Consider the following 19,270-nt stretch of genomic DNA (forward strand, 5'->3'; position numbering starts at 1 on the left):
GTAACGGAAAGCGCCGCTCCCATAAATGAGAGCGGCGCTTTCCGTTGCCAGCTTACTGCAATTAGATGTTCATAGCAGATTCGCGGCGGCGCATTTTACCGGCCGGAATACCAAACATCATTTTAAAGCGGCGACAGAAATAGGCTGTATCCTTGTAGCCTACCTCTTTACCAATATCGCGGATGCTCTTCTTAGTAGTTCGGAGCAAGAATACGGCGCGTTCCATGCGCTGGTACTCAATGTAATCTTGCGGGTTGATGCCCGTGAGCATCTTGAAGTACTGGCCTACGTAGTCTTCACTTACGTTAGCCACACCCGAAAGCACCTTGTTCGACAAGTCGCCACCAATGTTCTCCTTGATGTAGTTGAACAAATCGATGAGGCGCGGATCCTTGAAATAGGTGCTATTTGTAGCCAATTGCTCCACGAACATCTTGTTTTTCAAGATGTAACGCACAATCTCTACTACAATATTCTCCGTGTAAATTGTAATGAGACGCTCGCGACCAGGCAATTCCTGCAAGCTTTCTTCTACTACCTTAATGATAAGGTTAGCCAACTTAGAGTTACCCGTGATTAAGAAAGCCGGTACGTCTAGTGAGGCAAAGAAGTTAACGGAGTCAAATACCTTGGCTTCGAAGCTTACGTGGCTGTGGCTCTCCTCCGCATCCCCAATCAGATCTAGGTCAGTATTGGAGTGAAAGAACTTGTCTTTATTGCTGATAAGATCATCATTCGTGATGCTCTTCGAAGATGTCTCACCATAGGACACTTTCGTGGCCCGGCCACCCGGAATAAACAGCATCTCCCCCTCTTCTACCACCTGCTCCTCGTCGCCGAAGGTAATACGCCCTTTGTGTAGTAGAATAAGGTTATTGCCCACGTCGTAGTAGTTGCGCACAGTGAAAGGCTGTTGCAACACTAAGTTTTTCGCCTTGATGTAACGAACACCCAGCGACTCTATCACTTTATTATAATCTTCCATCTGCAGCGAGTGACTGTGTAACGTAAGTGGATCGGAGAAATAGCACCCCCGACTTATGTAATGCAAAATAACATATAAAAATTCACAAAAAGAAAAACCCAGCCAAAAATTGACTGGGTTTAATGCAATGATTCTGGCTTTTAGGCAAATCTAATCCTACTTTAGGATTTCACGAGAGATTACAATTTTCTGAATCTCAGAGGTTCCCTCATAGATCTGCGTGATTTTGGCATCACGCATCAAACGCTCAACGTGGAATTCTTTTACGAATCCGTAGCCCCCATGCACCTGCACCGCCTCAACGGCAGTGTCCATGGCTACCTTAGAGGCAAACAGTTTTGCCATAGCACCAGACTTCGCGTAATCTTGATGGGCATCTTTGTCATTCGCGGCCTGCAAGCACAGTAGGCGAGCTGCATCGATGTTGGTTGCCATATCCGCCAGCTTGAACTGAATAGCTTGGTGCTGAGAGATTGGCACACCAAACGCTTTGCGCTCTTTGGCATACTTCAGCGACAGCTCATAAGCGCCCGAAGCAATACCCAATGCTTGAGAAGCAATACCAATGCGGCCACCTGCTAGTACCTGCATAGCGAACTTGAAGCCGAAGCCATCTTCGCCAATGCGGTTTTCCTTAGGCACTTTCACGTCCGTAAACATCAACGAATGCGTGTCGGAACCGCGAATACCCAGCTTATTTTCTTTCGGACCAACTACAAAACCAGGAGTATCTTTCTCCACAATGATGGCGTTGATACCCCGGTGCTTCAGCTCTGGGTTGGTCTGGGCAATAACAATGTATACCGAGGCGGAAGAACCGTTGGTAATCCAGTTCTTCGTGCCGTTGATAAGGTAATGGTCGCCTTTGTCTTCGGCAGTAGTACGCTGCATTGTGGCATCAGAACCGGCTTCTGGCTCCGACAAGCAGAACGCGCCGATAATTTCACCGGTTGCCAGCTTAGTCAGGTACTTCTGCTTCTGCTCTTCGGTGCCGTACTTCTCGATACCCCAGCACACCAGTGAGTTGTTCACGGACATGATAACGGAGCAGGAAGCATCTACTTTGGAAATTTCTTCCATAGCCAGCACGTAGCTTACCGTATCCATGCCGCCGCCGCCATACTCGGGGCTTACCATCATACCCATAAAGCCCAGCTCACCCATTTTCTTGATTTGCTCGGCGGGAAATTTTTGGTGTTCGTCGCGTTCAATAACCCCAGCCCATAGTTCATTTTGGGCGAAGTCGCGGGCAGCAGCCTGAACGGCTAGTTGTTCTTCAGTGAGCTGAAAATTCATGCGGTGGTAAGGGTGGGGTGGGAAAAATCGTCAGGGAGCACAGCGTATATTCGCTAGCAACCCTCAAAATTAAGCGCCTGAGTTTGCAGATAACGCAGACTAGGTAGTTTTTTTCGATGCGCTTACAGCTGATAAGGCAATGGATCAGCTTTTTGTTTCCTACCAATCTTTTTTCAGCGAAGAGCAACTTGCTGGTTGTCGCCTTTCTACACTACATAGCTATAGTAGGATGCTATGGCTGAACAAGGCAAGTAGACTGGCCTACCAATACAAACCGCCGCCCCAAGTACTGGAGCGGCGGTTGAGTTACTCAGCTTTCAAATACCCATTAGTCGCGGCGGCGTCCCATCAGGAAAGATGCATAATATAAGAGCGTTGCCAGAGAACCAAGGGCTGCTACCACGTATGTTAGCGCAGCCCACTTCAGGGCATCCTTTGCCATAGCATGCTCCTGAGGAGTTACAATACCCCGACGGTCAATCCATGCTAAAGCCCGCTTAGAGGCATCAAACTCCACGGGCAAGGTGACAAAACTAAATAGGGTGGTCAGAGCAAACATAGCCACTCCAATCTTCAGAGGAAGTGGCGTGTTATTCAGCATAATCACGCCCAAAAATAAAAGAATAGGCATGAACTTCGAAACCGCACTCAAGGCGGGTACCATTGCCGAGCGGAATTGCAGCGCTGCGTAGGCAGTAGCATGCTGCACCGCGTGGCCGCACTCGTGGGCCGCTACGGCCGCCGCCGCCGCTGAGCGGTCAGCATACACCGCTTCGCTGAGGTTAACGGTCTTGTCGGCTGGATTATAGTGGTCAGTCAAGCTACCGGGGGTCGAGATAACCCGGACATCCGTAATGCCGTGGTCGGCAAGCATTAGTTCGGCAATCTGCTTGCCGGATAAATTAGATTGTAGGCCTACTTGCGAGTAGCGCTCAAACTTGCTTTGCAAGCGGCGCTGAATGAGCCAACTTGCAATCATCGTTATGATAACGATGATGTAGGCCGGATTCATTGGGTAATACATGGTGGAAAGGTCTTAGGGAGTGAGATGCGCCTGGATACGCTCGACGATGCGCGTCGTGCTGTAACCGGCTACAAGTGGTACGGTCAGGACTTGCCCGCCGTTTTGTAACACCACTTCGTGCCCTACAATTCCACTGATTGTATAGTCATCACCCTTGACTAGAATATCTGGTACTATGGCTTTTATCAGTGTCAGCGGCGTCTGCTCGTCGAAGAGTACTACTGCATCCACAAACAAAAGAGAGGCCAACACCCGAGCGCGTGACACTTCGTCTTGGAGCGGCCGGCCGGGCTTCAGGCAGCTTACTGAAGCATCGGTATTAAGGCCTACCACCAGTCGGTCGCCTAAATGCCGGGCTTTCTCTAGATAATCAACGTGGCCTAGATGCAGTAGATCGAAGCAGCCATTTGTAAAAACTACCCGCTGCCCCTGCGCTTTCCAATCGGCGACCACAGGCAGTACAGCTTCTAAGGCTAGTATTTTGTCTTTACTCCACATTGACAGGAACAGCTAGCGCTGCTTTTACGGCCCCGCTCCGGCGGGCAACGCGGCCAGATTTTACCATGCTTGCCACGAAGCTAATGCCTCCCATCAGTATCACGAGCAATGTCTGCGACCCATGCACTACTAGCGCGTAGGCTATACCCGCATCTTTGCTGATGCCGTAGGCCAGTAAGATGCTTTGCACCATTACGTGGAATGGCCCGATGCCGCCCGCTACGGGTGCCGCCATCCCAAAGGCCCCGAAGGTGAGCACCGCTAGGCCAGCTCGCATGTCGAGGTTATAGGTAGCCGGGAAGCAGAAAAAGGCGAGATAGTCCATCAGGTAATACACCGCCCACGTGAAGAAGGTATGGAACAGGAATAAGCCCTTGTTCTTCAACTTCAGTACACTAAACACGCCCGCCAACAGCCCCTTCAAAAATGCTACCGCCTTATTAAAGAAAGTGTTTTGCCGCAGCCGCTCCAGGTTCCTAAACAAAGTATAGACTGCTACTACTAAGAGCACCAGCGCAATAGCGGCAGCTATCAGCAGTGGGGTACGGTTGCGGGACAGGGAATCGTAGCGCCCACCCAGCAACTTATCCGTCACAAACACCCAGAAGGTGTTAAAGTCAAGGAGCAGCGTTGAGCCCAATAGGCCTAGCAGCACCAACACGTCAATCACCCGCTCTGTCACAACGGTACCTAGAGCTACTTGCACGGGTACGCCACTCGTGCGCCGAAGCACTGAGCACCGGATAACTTCTCCCATACGTGGCAGCACCAAGTTAGCCAAGTAGCCTACCATCATAGCGTGGTAGATGTCCCAGTAAGATGCTTTGTAACCCGTTGGATCTAGCTGCATCTTCCACCGATACGCCCGGCTAAAATAGCCCAGCGCCGACAAGATCATGGTAACAACCAGCCACGAGTAATTTGCTTCTCGGATTGAAGCCCCGATTCGCTCGAGGTTTTGTCCTTGCATAGCGTACCACATCAGCAGGCCCGAGACGGCGAGTAGCAACGCGTATTTAAGTACAGTGAGAAGATGCTTCACGTGGTAGCAGTTGAAAATACAGCTGGCTGATGCCGAGTGGCCTAGCCAGTAGCGAGGTTGCTTAACCTAAGCGATTATGCTGATCAGGGAAAATAATGGTGGGCTTATGCGCCCTTGCCTCCGCAAAATCAACCAAGCCGTAGGAGATAATAATAATGATGTCGCCAACGGCCACGCGCCGAGCCGCCGGACCATTTAGGCAAATCATTCCCGAACCTCGCTCCCCACGAATGGTGTATGTTTCGAAACGCTCTCCATTGTTGATGTTTACAATGGTAACTTTTTCGTTCTCTACCATATTCGCTGCATCTAGCAGGTCTTCATCAATTGTGATGCTACCGACATAGTGCAGTTCCGCCTGCGTAACCTTTACGCGGTGAATTTTGGACTTCAGAACCTCTATATGCATGAGGGATAAATGCGAATGAAAAAGAAGGCTACAAAGATAGGAAACCCTATTCGAAGCCAGCCGGTTCGCATGGTTCTAGGCAGTTTTTACGACTACGTTATCAATTAAGCGTACTCCTCCTAAATGCGCAGCTATACATAGTGCCACCGTTTGCTCGGGTTGCCACTCACTTACGGGTTGTAGGGTTTCAGCGTCGGCTACTTCAAAATACTCCAGGGTAATGCTGGGCTCCTGGCCTAGTAGCTCACTCACAGCTACACGCACGGCATCAGGCGTAGCCTGTTCATGCACCAAGCGCTCAGCCTGCTGCAATGCTTGGTAAAGCATTGGTGCAACGGTGCGGGCTTCTGGTGTCAAACGCCGGTTGCGGGAAGACATGGCTAGGCCATCTGCTTCTCGAATAGTAGGAAAGGCAACCAGTTCTAGGTCAAACGACAGGTCTTGCACGAGTTGACGGACAATAGCTACCTGCTGAAAATCTTTCTGCCCGAAGTAGGCTCGGTGGGGGCGGCATAAATGAAATAGCTTGCTTACTACGGTAGCCACGCCATTAAAATGCCCGGGCCGATGCGCTCCTTCCATCACCCGCTCCAAGCTGCCAAAGTCGAAATGTAAAACCGTAGGCCTAGGATACATTTCTTCTACCGAAGGTAGAAATAATGCGGTGCAGCCAGCTGGCTCAAGTAGCTCGGCATCCGCTTCGGGCAGACGGGGATACAACCGATAATCTTCGGGGTTATTAAACTGGGTTGGGTTTACGAAGATACTGACTACCACTACATCACATTCTTGGGCGGCTGCGCGCACCAACTGCAAGTGCCCCTCATGCAGTGCCCCCATTGTGGGCACTAGTCCAACGCGCTGCCCCTCGCGGCGCCAAGTTTCTGTTTGAGCTTGCAACGCAGCAGCCGTTTGCAGTATCTGCATAGAAAGAAGAGGCCTACCAGAATACCGGCAGGTGAGTTTAGTTGAAAAATCCCTCAAAAATGTTTAATTTTGTGCATCCCAAAGTGTTGCCCTCTCCCATTCACACCAACTGACCCAGTATGTCCAAGTTGAGAATACTCTATGCTGCCACGGAAATCAATCCGTTTTTGCAGACCACTAAGGTAGCGGAGTTTTTGCGGCGTTTGCCGCAGGGAATGCAGGAGATGGGGATGGAAATTCGCATTTTCGTACCCCGTTTCGGCATCATCAATGAGCGTAAGAACCGCCTTCATGAAGTAGTTCGCCTGTCGGGTATCAATATCGCGGTGGGCGAGGACGAGAAACCGCTAATTATTAAAGTGGCTTCTATTCCGAACGCGAAGCTACAGGTGTACTTCATTGATAACGAAGATTATTTCCACCGCAAGTCGGTGCTGGTAGACAAGAACGACAAGTTCCACTCCGATAATGATGAGCGGGCTATCTTCTTCTGCAAAGGTGTACTTGAAACGGTGAAGAAGCTAGGCTGGGCGCCGGATATTGTGCATTGCAATGACTGGATGACGGGCTTGATTCCGATGTACTTGAAAACGACCTACAAGAAGGATCCGATTTTCAAGGACGCCAAGTCGGTTTTCACCATCTACAATAATGAGTTCGATCATAAGTTCGACGGCGACATTATTGAGAAGGCAAAAATGCTGGACATCGAGGATGATATGCTGGCGGCGTTGAAATCTGCTGACTTTGGTGGCTTTATCAAAGTAGGGATGGAATACGCTGATTCCGTGGTGAAATCGGACGAAGATTTCAGCGACAACCTCAACACGCTGTTTTCCGAGTACTCGGAGAAGAAACAAATTGGACAAGTAGGTGCCGATGAAAACCTGCTTACTTCTTACTACGCGCTCTATAATGAACTGGCCAGCTAGCGCCATCCGACTAGCGTCGGTTACCCTCCTATCCGGAACTCTTCTAGGCCTCACTACTGCCTGCGAAAAGGCGAATGACCTAGGCCTAGAACTTCCCGGTACCTCTCCTATCAATTCCAATTACCGCGATTTCCCTGTTACGGCCTATACGGTACGGCAACAGCCGGTAGAAACTATTAAGGCGGATCACTTCCTCGTAGGGCGAGTAGCGGATACCAAAGTTGGGGTCACCACCGCGAAGTCGTTTCTGAACGTTCAGATCGGCATGCCTTCTGATTCGCTGCCTAGTAAGTACACGGAAGTTAAGCTGGATTCAGTCGTTCTGAGCTTAGGCTTTGATCAAGTATATGGTACGGCTGCACGGCCATTGCGCTTCGATTTGTCGCAGCTGCAACAGCCACTGGGTGAGCGAACTGTGTATAATTCACAGTCGCAAGTCGCTACGGGCAGCCCCTTGGTTTCTGATTTTGTGGGTGTTTTAAACCGTGACAAATCAGTGCGGCAAGTAGTTGCAGGAAGCACTACTGACAGTGTTACAGTGCGTGTGCCTGACCGGGTAATTCGGATGCGACTGCTACGTTACCCTCAAGCAGCTGCCTTTGCTAACGCAACCTTCGCGGCGCTTAACGAAGCGAACTTCGATCAGGCACGCTTAGACGCAGTGGTCAAGGGCTTAGCAATAACGCCTGCTGCCAACGCACAAACTCAGGATAACATAGTAGGCTTTAGCCGGAACTATGATACCAGACTAGCCTTCTATTTCCAGGGTAAAGCTAGTGGCAAGACAGTAAGACGCCACGTCTATGCCATTTACTTCGGGAACAACCCAAACCAGCTTCCGGCTGATGCGAAGTTTTTCACTCAGCTTTCTACAACGTTAGCTCAGCCTCTTAGTGGCCTAGCAACACCTTTTCAGCAGGTGCCTTCTAGCGCTACTGGTGAAGAGACCTACTTGCAGGAAGGCGTAGGCTTAGGTACTCGAATTGAGTTCCAGGGTCTTGATGATCTGAGAAATAATGCCCAACTGAATATTAACCGAGCTGAGTTGCGCATCCCAATTAAACAGTACACCAATGGCTTATTTCCATACGCCAGCAATGTGTACTTACAGGAAGTAAACGCGACCAACCAAATTCTAACTCGTACAGTAGGGGCAACAGAATACGAGCGGCTAATTCAGATTGAGAAAACAGCTCAGGGAGTTGCCGTGCCACCTACTGCAGTAGGTTCTCCAGCGGCAGCCACGCTCTATCCTAGTTATTCTGAGCCACAATATTATTCGGTGCCGCTTACTAGCTATTTGCAATCCTACTTGCTTAACCGTCTAGATGGTGAGCTTCCTTCGGGCCTAGTTCTGTCGCCTATCCTGCGTAGCAGTTCAAGCCTAACTTTAAACCGTACCACTCTTGATGCCTCTGGCATTAAGCTACGAGTGTACTTTTCACAGCTTAAATAACATTGCTAGCGGAAAACCGCCAGTACAAACAGGGCGGCACGGCTTTTGCCAGTGCCGCCCGATTTTGTTTCTCTCAAAATTTGCTCTGACACAACCATCCAGCTATGTGCGGAATTGTCGCTTACATTGGGCACCGTGAGGCTTGCCCCATTATTATAAAAGGCCTGCGTCGCCTTGAGTACCGTGGTTATGACTCAGCCGGTGTAGCTCTGCTTAATGGCCAGCTTAGCGTGTATAAGAAAAAAGGAAAGGTGGCTGAACTAGAAGCCTTCATTTCCGATAAAGACACTCATGCTAACATCGGTATGGGGCATACTCGCTGGGCTACTCACGGGGAACCTAACGATGTAAATGCGCATCCTCATTACTCTACTTCAGAGCGGATTGCCATTATTCACAATGGTATCATTGAAAACTACGCAGCGTTGAAGACGCACTTGCAGCAGCAAGGCCACGAGTTTCATTCTGATACGGACACCGAGGTATTTGTTAATCTGATTGAGGAAATTCAGAAGCAAAACCACTGCACTCTGGAAGAAGCTGTACGCTTGGCTTTGCATGAAGTGGTAGGAGCGTATGCTATAGTAGTGCTTAGCAAAGACGAGCCTGGCCAGTTGATAGCTGCTCGTAAAGGCTCACCTTTGGTTATTGGCGTTGGAAAAGACGAGTTTTTCCTAGCTTCGGATGCCACCCCAATTATTGAGTATACCAATGAAGTAGTTTATGTGAATGACTACGAAATTGCGGTAATCAAAGACGGTAAGCTCGATATCCGTACCAAGGAGGATGTGCAACAAACTCCTTACATCCAAAAATTGGAACTGGCGCTTGATAGCATCGAGAAGGGCGGCTACGAGCACTTCATGATGAAGGAGATTTTTGAGCAGCCACGCTCTATTCTCGATTCTATGCGGGGCCGTTTGGAGTTGGAAGCTGGCCACTTAAACATGGGAGGTGTGCGCGCCTACGAGCGGAAGTTTATGACGGCCGACCGTATTATTATCGTGGCGTGTGGTACTTCTTGGCATGCTGGCCTAGTAGCAGAATATCTGCTGGAGGACTTGGCACGCATCCCGGTTGAGGTAGAATACGCTTCTGAATTCCGTTATCGGAACCCCATCATCACGGAACGCGATATCGTAATTGCAATTTCGCAATCGGGTGAGACGGCCGATACGCTGGCAGCCATTGAACTAGCCAAGAGCAAAGGCGCTACGATCTTCGGTATTTGCAACGTAGTTGGCAGCAGCATTGCTCGCGCTACGGATGCCGGCGCTTATACACACGCTGGTCCCGAGATTGGCGTAGCTTCTACCAAGGCTTTCACGGCGCAGGTAACCGTACTTACGTTGCTCGCAATGATTGTAGGCCACAAGCGCGGTACGCTTTCCGATACCAAGCTTCGTGAGCTCATGATGGAGCTTAACAACATCCCTTCCAAGGTAGAAAAGGCTCTATTGCTCAATACGGAGATTGAGCAGATAGCGGAAATCTTCAAGGATGTAGCCAACTTCTTGTATCTGGGCCGGGGCTACAACTTCCCGGTTGCTCTGGAAGGCGCGCTGAAGCTGAAGGAAATTAGCTACATCCACGCCGAAGGATATCCAGCCGCTGAAATGAAGCACGGCCCGATTGCTCTTATCGACGAGAATATGCCCGTGGTGGTTATTGCTACCAAGGACAGCTCTTACGAAAAGGTGGTTAGCAATATTCAGGAAGTAAAAGCCCGTAAAGGCCGCATCATTGCCGTTGTAACAGAAGGCGATGATGTAATTCCACAGATGGCAGAGTTTGTGATTGAGGTTCCTGCTACTAGCGAAGTATTGATGCCACTGGTATCAGTAGTTCCGCTGCAGCTGCTCTCATACCACATCGCTGTAATGCGTGGTTGCAACGTAGATCAGCCCCGTAACCTGGCTAAGTCAGTGACGGTAGAATAACATTTTCTATACTTGACAAAAAGCTGCTTCAGGAAACTGAAGCGGCTTTTTATTTCTAGGCCTCATCCATTGGCACCACAAAGCTCTTCCCGCGTAAGAACAGCTCTTTTAGCAAGGGACTAGGTTTATAACGGTCTTCATGGGTATCCTGGTACAGCGCTTCTAACGTCTGATAAAGGAGGCCTAAGCCTATGCGATTAGCCCAAGCAAATGGCCCTTCCTCCGCATAAAAACGCAGTTTCATGGTTAGCTCAATGTCGGCTGCTGAAGCTACACTTGTCTGGAGCAAATGAAACGCCTCATTAAGGAATACACACGCTAAACGAGGTGACAAGAGGCCTACACGGTCGGGCACGAGGCAGTAGCTCGTACCCAAAGCGGAACATACCTGTGCAAGGTGGGCTGCGTCTTCAGTCCGGAACAAGCTAACCTCCAGTTGCTCCCGGTTTAGCATGGTTGGCAGAGCACAAAAACCAAACACGGCGCCGAAAGGCGGTATTTCCTTGTGGAAGAGTTGAGCTAGGCTTTTGGTATGAGTGCCATAGAAGAGCGGTTGTCGTGGCTGCTCGTAATGCAGTTCAGGCCACTCTCGTAGATCAAAGCCTATGTCGGCGGCTCCTAGGCGAGTAAGCAAGTCGGGGGCAGCGGCATCACAAAAATCGTAGGTGTGGCCTACTCCAAACTTGGCGCGCAGTTCGGCCTCCATGGCTTCGCCCCCAACGATGAACAGGTGCATAAATTTTCCCCTTACTTTGGCTTAAGATAGACTTTCTCTTTTCGCAACCACTCCACCCATATGGCAAACACAGTTGTTTATTCCGACCAGGCCCCCGCTCCTATTGGCCCCTACAGTCAGGCAATCCAAGCTGGCAATACCGTGTACGTCTCTGGGCAGATAGCTCTTGACTCTACGACGGGCCAGCTTGTTGGCGAAGGTGACGTGGCCCAGGAAACGCACCAGGTAATGCGCAACATTCAGGCAGTGTTACAAGCGGCTGGCCTTACGCTACGCAATGTGGTAAAGTGCAGCATCTTCGTGAAAGACCTTGGCAACTTTGGGCTGATCAATGAAATCTACGGCAGCTACTTCGAGGCCGATTATGCCCCGGCCCGTGAAACGGTGGAAGTAAGCCGCCTACCCAAAGATGTGCAAGTAGAAATTTCTTGCATCGCAGTGCAGTAGCAGTGTACTAGAAAGTAGATATAGTAAGTTGAGGTTAATAACAAGTCCGCTTACTGTATCTACTTTTTATTTATCCAACTCATGCGAGAATTAGGCATCTTTCTATTTGTAGCGGGCTTATTGGCTATGGTAGCCCCACTGCTGCTACCAAGCAACTTTCGGTTTCCTTTCTTCGACTGGATTCATACCTGGGGCAACACTATAGCCTGGGTTATCAGAGTTGGCATTAGCCTGCTTGGCCTAGTGCTGTGGCTGTCGTTTAAAAATAAGGAGTAGTGCGGCGCCCATTTCGTAAGCCAGCGAAGGCCCTGCAAAAGCCTGATTTCTTTCCCGCTGAGAACATACTTCAACGCGCGCTGCCGCCGCACTTAGTAGGTCAGCAGGAGTTTGAGCACTACCACTTTATCAACTTCGACCTGACCCAAGCAAACTTAGCAGGCAGGATATTCAGCGACTGCCTATTTGAAAACTGTAACCTGGCGGGCGCGAGTATTGGCAACACAGCGCTGCAAAATGTGGCCTTTGAGGGGTGCAAATTACTAGGCCTGCAATTTCACTCTTGCCGAGACTTCCTGTTTGCTGTTCACTTTGATAAGTGCCACTTAGACTACGCTTCGTTTGCTGGAAAAGCTCTGCCGAATACACGCTTTGTGGGCTGCTCTATGCGGGAGGTAGAGTTTGGTCGAGCTAACCTGACCCAAGCTGTATTTGCGGAGTGTGACTTATCGGGCGCAATATTCCACCAAACCAACTTGGCTGGCGCCGATTTTACCACGGCCCAACATGTGGTGCTTGACCCAGAAGTAAACGAGCTGAAGCAGGCACGCTTTGCCTTAGCTACTTTGCCGGGGCTATTGAGTAAGCACGAGCTAATTGTTGTTTGAAAAACCTCTAGGCCAGTAGGCAGCTCCGCTGGTCACTGGCCTAGAGGTTTCCCCCTCCGCGGACATGTAATCAGCTCCAGATGCTCGTTATTATATCCTTCCCGCTCCCCCGCTAATTGCCTACCTTTGCGGCGCGTTTCGGACTTGAACCGGGCGCAAATCTGCTGTTTGTATGGAAAGAGAAGTACGGGTACGTTTTGCACCCAGCCCCACTGGTCCGCTGCACATTGGCGGCGTGCGCACTGCACTCTATAACTACCTGCTGGCCCGGAAGCTGGGTGGCAAAATGCTGCTGCGCATTGAAGATACCGACCAAAACCGGTTTGTACCGGGCGCCGAAGACTACATCCGGCAGAGCCTGGAGTGGTGCGGCATTGAGCTTGACGAGAGCCCCTGGAACGGTGGCCCTCATGCCCCTTACCGCCAGAGTGAGCGTAAGCCCATGTACATGCAGTACGCGCAGCAGCTCATCGACAGCGGCTACGCTTACTACGCCTTTGATACCCCCGAGGAACTAGATGCCATGCGCGCCCGCCTGACGGCTGCCAAGGTGCCTAACCCCCAGTATAACAGCATCACGCGGGCGCAGATGCGCAACTCTTTGACCCTCCCGGCTGAGGAAGTAAAGCAATTGCTGGAGAGCGGTGAACAGTACGTTATCCGCCTGAAGGTGCCCCGCAAAGAAGAAGTACGCTTCAATGACCTGATCCGTGGTTGGGTAGTGGTCCACTCCTCTTCCATTGATGATAAGGTGCTGATGAAGTCAGATGGGATGCCCACCTATCACTTGGCCAACATCGTGGATGACCATTTGATGGAAATCACTCACGTAATCCGGGGTGAGGAGTGGTTGCCCTCGGCACCGTTGCACGTGCTCCTGTACCGTTACTTGGGCTGGGAAAGCACCATGCCACAGTTTGCCCACTTGCCCCTGCTGCTCAAGCCCGATGGCACGGGCAAGCTTAGCAAGCGCGACGGCGACCGGTTGGGGTTCCCAGTGTTCCCGCTGGAGTGGCACGGCAAAGACGCTGAGACTGGTGAACCTACTGTGAGCAGCGGCTACCGTGAAAGCGGCTACCTGCCCGATGCTTTCATCAACTTCCTGGCCTTCCTGGGCTGGAACCCCGGCAGTCAGCAGGAGCTTTTCACGATGCCAGAACTGATTGAGGCTTTCTCCATTGAGCGCGTTAGCAAGTCGCCGGCCCGCTTCGACCAGAATAAAGTGCGGTGGTACAATGAGCAGTACTTGCGCGCTAAGCCCGACAGCGAACTGGCCCAGTACCTTTCGGAAGCTCTGCAAACGCAGGGCCTAGAAGTGCCCGCCGACAAAGCCGAGCAGATTGCAGCACTGGTAAAAGAACGTGCTACCTTCCCCGCCGACTTGGCCAAGGAGGCGCAACTGTTCTTTGTGCGGCCCACGAGCTACGACGAACAGGTAATCAGCAAGAAGTGGAATGCGCAAGTTGCCGGGGCCCTCGCGGAATTTGCCCGGGAGCTACCTGCTGCAACGGATGCCTCCCCGGATGCTATAAAAGCCTTGCTCACGCAGGTACTGGAGCGCCAGGGCATCAAGATTGGTCAGGTGCTGCAAGCCTTGCGCGTGGCCGTTACCGGTGCTGCCGCCGGCCCCGATCTGATGCACATCATGAGCATTCTGGGTGCGCAGGAAACGGCTGAGCGCATTGATGCTGCTATTCAGCAATTGCCCGCTTAGCTACCACTGGCCTAGCAGCAAAAGCCCACCCGACGATGATACGTCGGGTGGGCTTTTTTGTGAGTCAGAACTTGTTGTTCCGGACTTCTAGGCCACCATGCCAACCGACGGGAAGAACGCATCGTACTAGTTCTTTCAAGGCGACTGTGAACTGCTGGGTCGCTTGCTGTTGAACTGACTTTAGCTGCCCGCATTATGGCCAAGAAACCTGTTAATCCGAAGAAGAAAAAGAACGACCCGGAAAAGAAAGCCCGGGTACACAAAGAACTAGAGGGCTTTGAAATCAAGGTAAATCCTCTGGGCGAAATCACCTCCAACTATTCTATTGAGGACATCAATCAATTCCTGAACCGCCACGTGCGCGATAAAAAGCTGGTAAATCGCGACGGACAGTTTGGGGAGAAGGATGAAGAGGAAGATGATTTCCCGCTGGAAGAAGGCGCGCAGGAGCCGGAAGAGTCTGACGAGGACTTCATGCGCCGCACGAGTAAGGAAGCCAAGAAGAAAGGCCCGAAAGCGGAGGCCGAACCCGACGAAGACCTGGAGAAGACCACTGAAGACGACGAGTAGCACTATCTAAACAACTAGCCGCGTACCGCGCCGTGTATCATCTGTAAGTCAGCCTTTACTAGTGCTGGCCAGCGGAAGCTACACGGCGCAGTACGTTTTCGCGTGTACTATTTATAAGGCTACTCGTAGCTCATCCGCTAGGCCAGGGGCGGGAGAATAAATGCGCGTTTTGCTATACTTGAAAGTCCTTTCATTCACTTCCTTTACTATGCAATCTCACGACGTTGATTACAAAATTCTTGGCAATGATATTCAGGTACTCGAAGTAGAGCTGGACCCGAATGAGACAGTAATTGCTGAAGCTGGAGCCATGGTGTACATGGATGAGGCCATTGCTTTCGAGACCAAAATGGGCGACGGCTCAGAGCCAGACCAAGGGTTTATGGGCAAGCTATTTTCGGCGGGCACGCGCTTGCTCACGGGCGAATCGTTGTTTATGACCCACTTCACCCACCGTGGTAGCTATGGAAAGAGCAGAGTAGCCTTTTCAGCACCTTACCCAGGCACCATTATACCGCTAGACCTGCGGACTCTGCCCCAGGGGCTGATTGTGCAGAAAGATGGGTTCTTGGCCGCGGCTCGGGGCACCAAAATGAATATTCATTTCAACCAGAAGCTGGGCACAGGCCTATTTGCCGGTGAGGGCTTTATCCTCCAAAAGCTGACCGGCGACGGCAAAGCGTTTATTCATGCTGGAGGCACCATTATTGAAAAGTACCTGAACAACGAGCTCCTGCGCGTAGATACGGGTTGCGTAGTTGCCTTCGAGCCGGGCATTGATTTTAGTATTGCCCGCGCGGGCGGCCTGAAGTCGATGATTTTTGGGGGCGAAGGCTTACTGCTAGCCACGTTGCGTGGTACGGGCCGGGTGTGGTTACAATCAATGCCCGTGAAGAAGTTGATTCAGGCTTTAGCGCCCAACGGGAGCAACAGCCGTAAAGAAAGTGGCAGCGTCTTGGGGAATATGGTAGGCGGCATCTTTGACGAATAGTGGCCTAGGTAGAAAAGCTCGCCCTGCTTGGGGATGTACTATTGCGCAAGTACAACCTCAAGCAGGGCGAATCCAATTATTGCCACAGCAGTTATCAGGCCTTATTAATCAAGTGACCAAATTGGCGGCAATAACACCTAGGCTCATCAATAGCGCTAACCCTAATAGGCCTAGAAAGACTATAATAGTACGAGTACCTAGAAGTGTGGGAGTTTCGGGGGTGCGGCGGCGCCTACGCCGTGCTGCCAGGGTGTGGGTAGAAGTTGTTGCAGTAGACACGCTCGTGAATTGAATGAGAAACAATTCACTAATATATAATTTTCGACTTACACGAATAAATCCTACTTATATTTTTTTCAAGTCTTCATTACCCTTCGATATAGACAACTATTCAGCTATTGATTCTTATGTAGTAGCTGGCCATTTACATAGTATTCTGAAGCCTCAGCCCTACCTATCGCCGAATAGCGTTTCCATTCTCCAAACCAATAAAATTGGGCCCCGTCGGGCCGCAACACATACTGGGCTCTCCCCTGCCGAGCAATCTGACCATTTGGGTGATAGTAGGTAATTGATAGCTGACCAGCCGGGATGCGCAGGTAACGCTCCTTACGCTCTAGCTGCTGCGCGGGGGTGTAGTAGCGCCACAGGCCTACCGGCCGCCCATGCCGATAGCGCCCCCGGTTGGCCACGTGCATTTCAGCCGCATCAAAATACTCCTGCCAGTACCCGTGTCGCTGCCCCTTCGCATCATAGCGGTTGCGGGCGTGGCCTACGGGTAATGAAGTACACGACGCCACGAGCATAGCAACAAGCCCCAAGAGAGCTACAGTATACCTATGCGGCAAACTGTCCGTCGAGTTCAAGTAGTGAGATAATTCTTTCTGTGGCTCCATCATGTAACGGAGGTAGATCGATGATGAAGGAATATATAACTAATTTTTTAGTTCTAATAGAATATCATCGATAAACTCTCTGGAATTGCTCAGCCGAGGTACTTTGTGCTGCCCCCCTAGTTTGCCTTTACGCGCCAGCCACCGCTCAAATGTGCCCGTCGGAGCAATTATCACATCGGGAGGAGTGAGGGCAATATCGCGGTGACGCTTGGCGTCGTAGTCAGAATTAAGTTGGCGCAGGGTCTGATCGAGAACGTCAGTAAAGCGCGTGGCATCTGAAGGAGCCTGCACGAACTCCAGCACCCACTGATGGCCACCGCGAGAGGCACCATTATCGGCAGCAAAATAAATGGGTGCGGCCGTAAAGTCGCGGATGGTGGCGCCAGTAGCCTGGCAGGCGGCGGCCACAGCAGCCTCGGCGTTTTCCACTACTACTTCTTCCCCAAAGGCGTTTAGGAAGTGCTTGGTGCGGCCTGAAATTCGGATGCGGTACGGAGCCAGACTGGTGAAGCGTACCGTGTCACCAATCTTGTAGCGCCACAGGCCCGCGTTGGTGCTGATAATAACGGCATAGCTACGGCCTAGTTCTACGGCTTCTAGGCCTATAGCTTGTGGCTCTGGCGCGTCCCACTGGTCGGCGGGCAAGAACTCGTAGTAGATGCCGTGATTGAGCAGCAGGAGCATATCCTCCGAATTCGGTTCATCCTGAAAAGCCAAGTAGCCTTCGGAGGCGTTGTAGATTTCAAGATAGTGCATCTGCTCACCCGGAATTAATTGCCGGAACAGCTCACGATAGGGTCCAAAAGCCACGGCGCCGTGCAGAAAGAGGCCTAGGTTAGGCCATACTTCTCGAATGTTTTGAGCCCCTGTCAGCTCCACCACCTTCCGAATCAGCACAATCATCCAAGTGGGCACGCCAGCTAGCGTCCGTACATCCACGTGGCGCACATGTTGGGCAATGCGCTCTATTTTCTCCTCCCACTCATCTAACAAGGCCAGTTCAAGGGGTGGTGTACGCACAAATTCCGCCCAAGCGGGTAGGTTTTGCATAATCAGCGCCGACACGTCGCCCACCCTAGAGCCAGAGCCCTCCTCACGAAACGGATTGACGTGGTGCGTACCACCCAGGGAAAGCGTTTTACCACCAAAAATATCCACTTCTGGATATAAGTAGGTGGCTATGGCCGACATGTCTCGACCGGCGCGATAATGCCCATCCTGTAACGACTCACGCGTGACGGGAATGTACTTGCTGCGAGCGTTAGTAGTCCCACTGCTCTTTGCGAACCACTGCACTGTGCCAGGCCAAAGTACGTTGCTTTCCCCCTGCAGCACGCGCTCTAGGTGCGGATATAGGTCTTCGTAGCTGCTGATAGGTACACGCTGGGCAAACTCCCGCGCCGAAGGGGCATCAGGGAAACCATAGCGCTGCCCCCATTCGGTGTCGCGGGCGGTGCGCAGCAGGCTTTTCAGCAGGGCCTGTTGCACCTCGTGCGGGTGCTGACGGAAATGCTCAATATCATCCAGGCGGCGCTGCACGGCCCACGTGAGTACGGTACTAATCACAGCGGCGGGAATAGGTGGGACATAGACAAAGAAGGGCGAGAGTAGGTTCTCTACCGCAGGTAGCGGCAGAAAGTTACTAGAAATGCCCAGAGGCCTAGAGCCATCGTTCCGGCTGAAACGGGCAATGTGGTGGCTACTACTACGTAACTCCACTTACCCGTTCCAGCCGGAACGATGGCTCTAGGCCTCTTAGCTAGTCTTAAATTTTCCGCTTTAGTTCGAAGTGCTTGCCCAGGTACACCCGGCGTACCATTTCATCGGCGGCCAGCTCTTCGGCAGTGCCAGCCTTCAACAGCTTGCCTTCAAAGAGCAGGTAAGCGCGGTCCACGATACTGAGCGTCTCGTTCACGTTGTGGTCGGTGATGAGAATACCAATGTTCTTATGCTTGAGCTTGGCCACAATGCCCTGAATTTCCTCCACAGCAATAGGATCGACGCCGGCAAAGGGCTCATCCAGCAGCACAAACTTGGGGTCGACGGCCAGCGCACGGGCAATTTCGGTGCGGCGCCGCTCCCCGCCCGACAGCACGCGGCCCAGGTTTTTGCGCACGTGCGTCAGGCTAAACTCGTTGAGTAGCTCTTCGGTTTTGTCGCGCTGAGCCTGCTTCGGCAGGTCTGTCATTTCCAGTACGGAAAGAATATTTTCCTCTACGCTCAGGTCGCGAAACACGCTGGCCTCCTGTGCGAGGTAGCCGATACCCAAGCGGGCCCGCTTGTAGATAGGCAGGTCTGTTATTTCCTGATCATCAAGGAAGATACGGCCCTCATTGGGCTTCACCATGCCCACCGTCATATAGAACGACGTGGTTTTGCCGGCCCCATTCGGGCCCAACAGGCCTACGATTTCGCCCTGCTCCACGTGCAGCGACATATCGTTCACCACCGTGCGCGACTTGTACTTTTTAACCAGGTGTTCGGCGCGTAATATCATTGTGGCGCAAAGGTAAGGGAGCTGAT

General features: G+C 51.6%; 20 protein-coding genes. 9 read left to right on the forward strand and 11 right to left on the reverse strand.

Translation table 11 applies throughout. The annotated features are described in order from the left end of the window. Nucleotides 1–61: 61 nt before the first annotated feature. From EU556_RS00065 to panC, 7 genes are all read right to left on the reverse strand, one after another. Complete coding sequence (locus EU556_RS00065) at nt 62–985, reverse strand: helix-turn-helix domain-containing protein (protein ID WP_135429776.1); 924 nt, start codon at nt 983–985, stop codon at nt 62–64. A 156-nt stretch (nt 986–1,141) separates the two neighbouring features. Beyond that, nucleotides 1,142–2,281: an acyl-CoA dehydrogenase gene (locus EU556_RS00070; RefSeq protein WP_135429778.1), complete on the reverse strand. Its 1,140-nt coding sequence runs from the start codon at nt 2,279–2,281 to the stop codon at nt 1,142–1,144. A 328-nt stretch (nt 2,282–2,609) separates the two neighbouring features. Beyond that, entirely contained in the window at nt 2,610–3,305 is a 696-nt protein-coding gene (locus tag EU556_RS00075; RefSeq protein WP_394346100.1) for a zinc metallopeptidase, read from the reverse strand. A 12-nt stretch (nt 3,306–3,317) separates the two neighbouring features. Beyond that, on the reverse strand, nt 3,318–3,803 hold the full coding sequence (rfaE2, locus tag EU556_RS00080; RefSeq protein ID WP_135429780.1) for a D-glycero-beta-D-manno-heptose 1-phosphate adenylyltransferase: 486 nt from the start codon (nt 3,801–3,803) through the stop codon (nt 3,318–3,320). Beyond that, entirely contained in the window at nt 3,793–4,845 is a 1,053-nt protein-coding gene (locus EU556_RS00085; protein ID WP_135429782.1) for a lysylphosphatidylglycerol synthase transmembrane domain-containing protein, read from the reverse strand. Before EU556_RS00085 ends, rfaE2 begins: the two co-directional genes overlap by 11 nt. A gap of 61 nt (nt 4,846–4,906) precedes the next feature. Then, the gene (gene panD / locus EU556_RS00090; protein ID WP_135429784.1) at nt 4,907–5,254 is read right to left on the reverse strand and encodes an aspartate 1-decarboxylase; all 348 of its coding nucleotides are present in this window, start codon (nt 5,252–5,254) and stop codon (nt 4,907–4,909) included. Between the two features lie 75 nt (nt 5,255–5,329). Continuing rightward, complete coding sequence (panC, locus tag EU556_RS00095; RefSeq protein WP_135429786.1) at nt 5,330–6,181, reverse strand: pantoate--beta-alanine ligase; 852 nt, start codon at nt 6,179–6,181, stop codon at nt 5,330–5,332. 119 nt (nt 6,182–6,300) lie between these two features. On the opposite strand from panC, the gene EU556_RS00100 reads away from it, so the two are divergent. The 3 genes from EU556_RS00100 to glmS all read left to right on the forward strand — a co-directional run bounded on the left by EU556_RS00100 (nt 6,301) and on the right by glmS (nt 10,509). Beyond that, complete coding sequence (locus EU556_RS00100; protein ID WP_135429788.1) at nt 6,301–7,113, forward strand: glycogen/starch synthase; 813 nt, start codon at nt 6,301–6,303, stop codon at nt 7,111–7,113. Then, nucleotides 7,097–8,569 carry a DUF4270 family protein gene (locus tag EU556_RS00105; protein ID WP_167855388.1) on the forward strand — a complete coding sequence of 491 codons (1,473 nt, stop codon included), beginning with the start codon at nt 7,097–7,099 and terminating at the stop codon, nt 8,567–8,569. Before EU556_RS00100 ends, EU556_RS00105 begins: the two co-directional genes overlap by 17 nt. A gap of 104 nt (nt 8,570–8,673) precedes the next feature. Further along, on the forward strand, nt 8,674–10,509 hold the full coding sequence (gene glmS, locus EU556_RS00110) for a glutamine--fructose-6-phosphate transaminase (isomerizing) (protein ID WP_135429792.1): 1,836 nt from the start codon (nt 8,674–8,676) through the stop codon (nt 10,507–10,509). Between the two features lie 55 nt (nt 10,510–10,564). On the opposite strand, the gene EU556_RS00115 is transcribed toward glmS, so the two are convergent. After that, nucleotides 10,565–11,245: a 3-hydroxyacyl-CoA dehydrogenase family protein gene (locus EU556_RS00115; protein ID WP_135429794.1), complete on the reverse strand. Its 681-nt coding sequence runs from the start codon at nt 11,243–11,245 to the stop codon at nt 10,565–10,567. Nucleotides 11,246–11,305: 60 nt separating this feature from the next. On the opposite strand from EU556_RS00115, the gene EU556_RS00120 reads away from it, so the two are divergent. The 6 genes from EU556_RS00120 (at nt 11,306) to EU556_RS00145 (ending at nt 15,851) form a co-directional block, all read left to right on the forward strand. Continuing rightward, nucleotides 11,306–11,692, forward strand: a complete 387-nt coding sequence (locus EU556_RS00120) for a RidA family protein (protein ID WP_135429796.1) — start codon at nt 11,306–11,308, stop codon at nt 11,690–11,692. An 81-nt stretch (nt 11,693–11,773) separates the two neighbouring features. After that, nucleotides 11,774–11,968, forward strand: a complete 195-nt coding sequence (locus EU556_RS00125) for a hypothetical protein (RefSeq protein WP_135429797.1) — start codon at nt 11,774–11,776, stop codon at nt 11,966–11,968. Then, nucleotides 11,968–12,576: a pentapeptide repeat-containing protein gene (locus EU556_RS00130; protein ID WP_135429799.1), complete on the forward strand. Its 609-nt coding sequence runs from the start codon at nt 11,968–11,970 to the stop codon at nt 12,574–12,576. The genes EU556_RS00125 and EU556_RS00130 overlap by 1 nt, the downstream gene beginning before the upstream one ends. A 172-nt stretch (nt 12,577–12,748) precedes the next feature. Beyond that, entirely contained in the window at nt 12,749–14,290 is a 1,542-nt protein-coding gene (gene gltX / locus EU556_RS00135) for a glutamate--tRNA ligase (protein WP_135429801.1), read from the forward strand. A 195-nt stretch (nt 14,291–14,485) separates the two neighbouring features. Next, a complete protein-coding gene (locus tag EU556_RS00140) occupies nt 14,486–14,860 on the forward strand; it encodes a hypothetical protein (protein ID WP_245327339.1) in 375 nt (124 codons plus the stop codon). Between the two features lie 208 nt (nt 14,861–15,068). Beyond that, nucleotides 15,069–15,851 (forward strand): TIGR00266 family protein, encoded by a 783-nt coding sequence (locus tag EU556_RS00145; protein WP_135429803.1) that lies wholly within the window; start codon nt 15,069–15,071, stop codon nt 15,849–15,851. A gap of 395 nt (nt 15,852–16,246) precedes the next feature. On the opposite strand, the gene EU556_RS00150 is transcribed toward EU556_RS00145, so the two are convergent. The 3 genes from EU556_RS00150 to lptB all read right to left on the reverse strand — a co-directional run bounded on the left by EU556_RS00150 (nt 16,247) and on the right by lptB (nt 19,244). After that, nucleotides 16,247–16,672, reverse strand: a complete 426-nt coding sequence (locus tag EU556_RS00150; RefSeq protein ID WP_135429805.1) for a toxin-antitoxin system YwqK family antitoxin — start codon at nt 16,670–16,672, stop codon at nt 16,247–16,249. 114 nt (nt 16,673–16,786) lie between these two features. After that, entirely contained in the window at nt 16,787–18,313 is a 1,527-nt protein-coding gene (locus EU556_RS00155) for a GH3 auxin-responsive promoter family protein (RefSeq protein WP_135429807.1), read from the reverse strand. A gap of 199 nt (nt 18,314–18,512) precedes the next feature. After that, the gene (lptB, locus tag EU556_RS00160) at nt 18,513–19,244 is read right to left on the reverse strand and encodes an LPS export ABC transporter ATP-binding protein (protein WP_135429809.1); all 732 of its coding nucleotides are present in this window, start codon (nt 19,242–19,244) and stop codon (nt 18,513–18,515) included. Between the last annotated feature and the right edge of the window lie 26 nt (nt 19,245–19,270).

It is taken from the genome of Hymenobacter fodinae (assembly GCF_004745825.1).
Classification (GTDB): domain Bacteria; phylum Bacteroidota; class Bacteroidia; order Cytophagales; family Hymenobacteraceae; genus Hymenobacter; species Hymenobacter fodinae.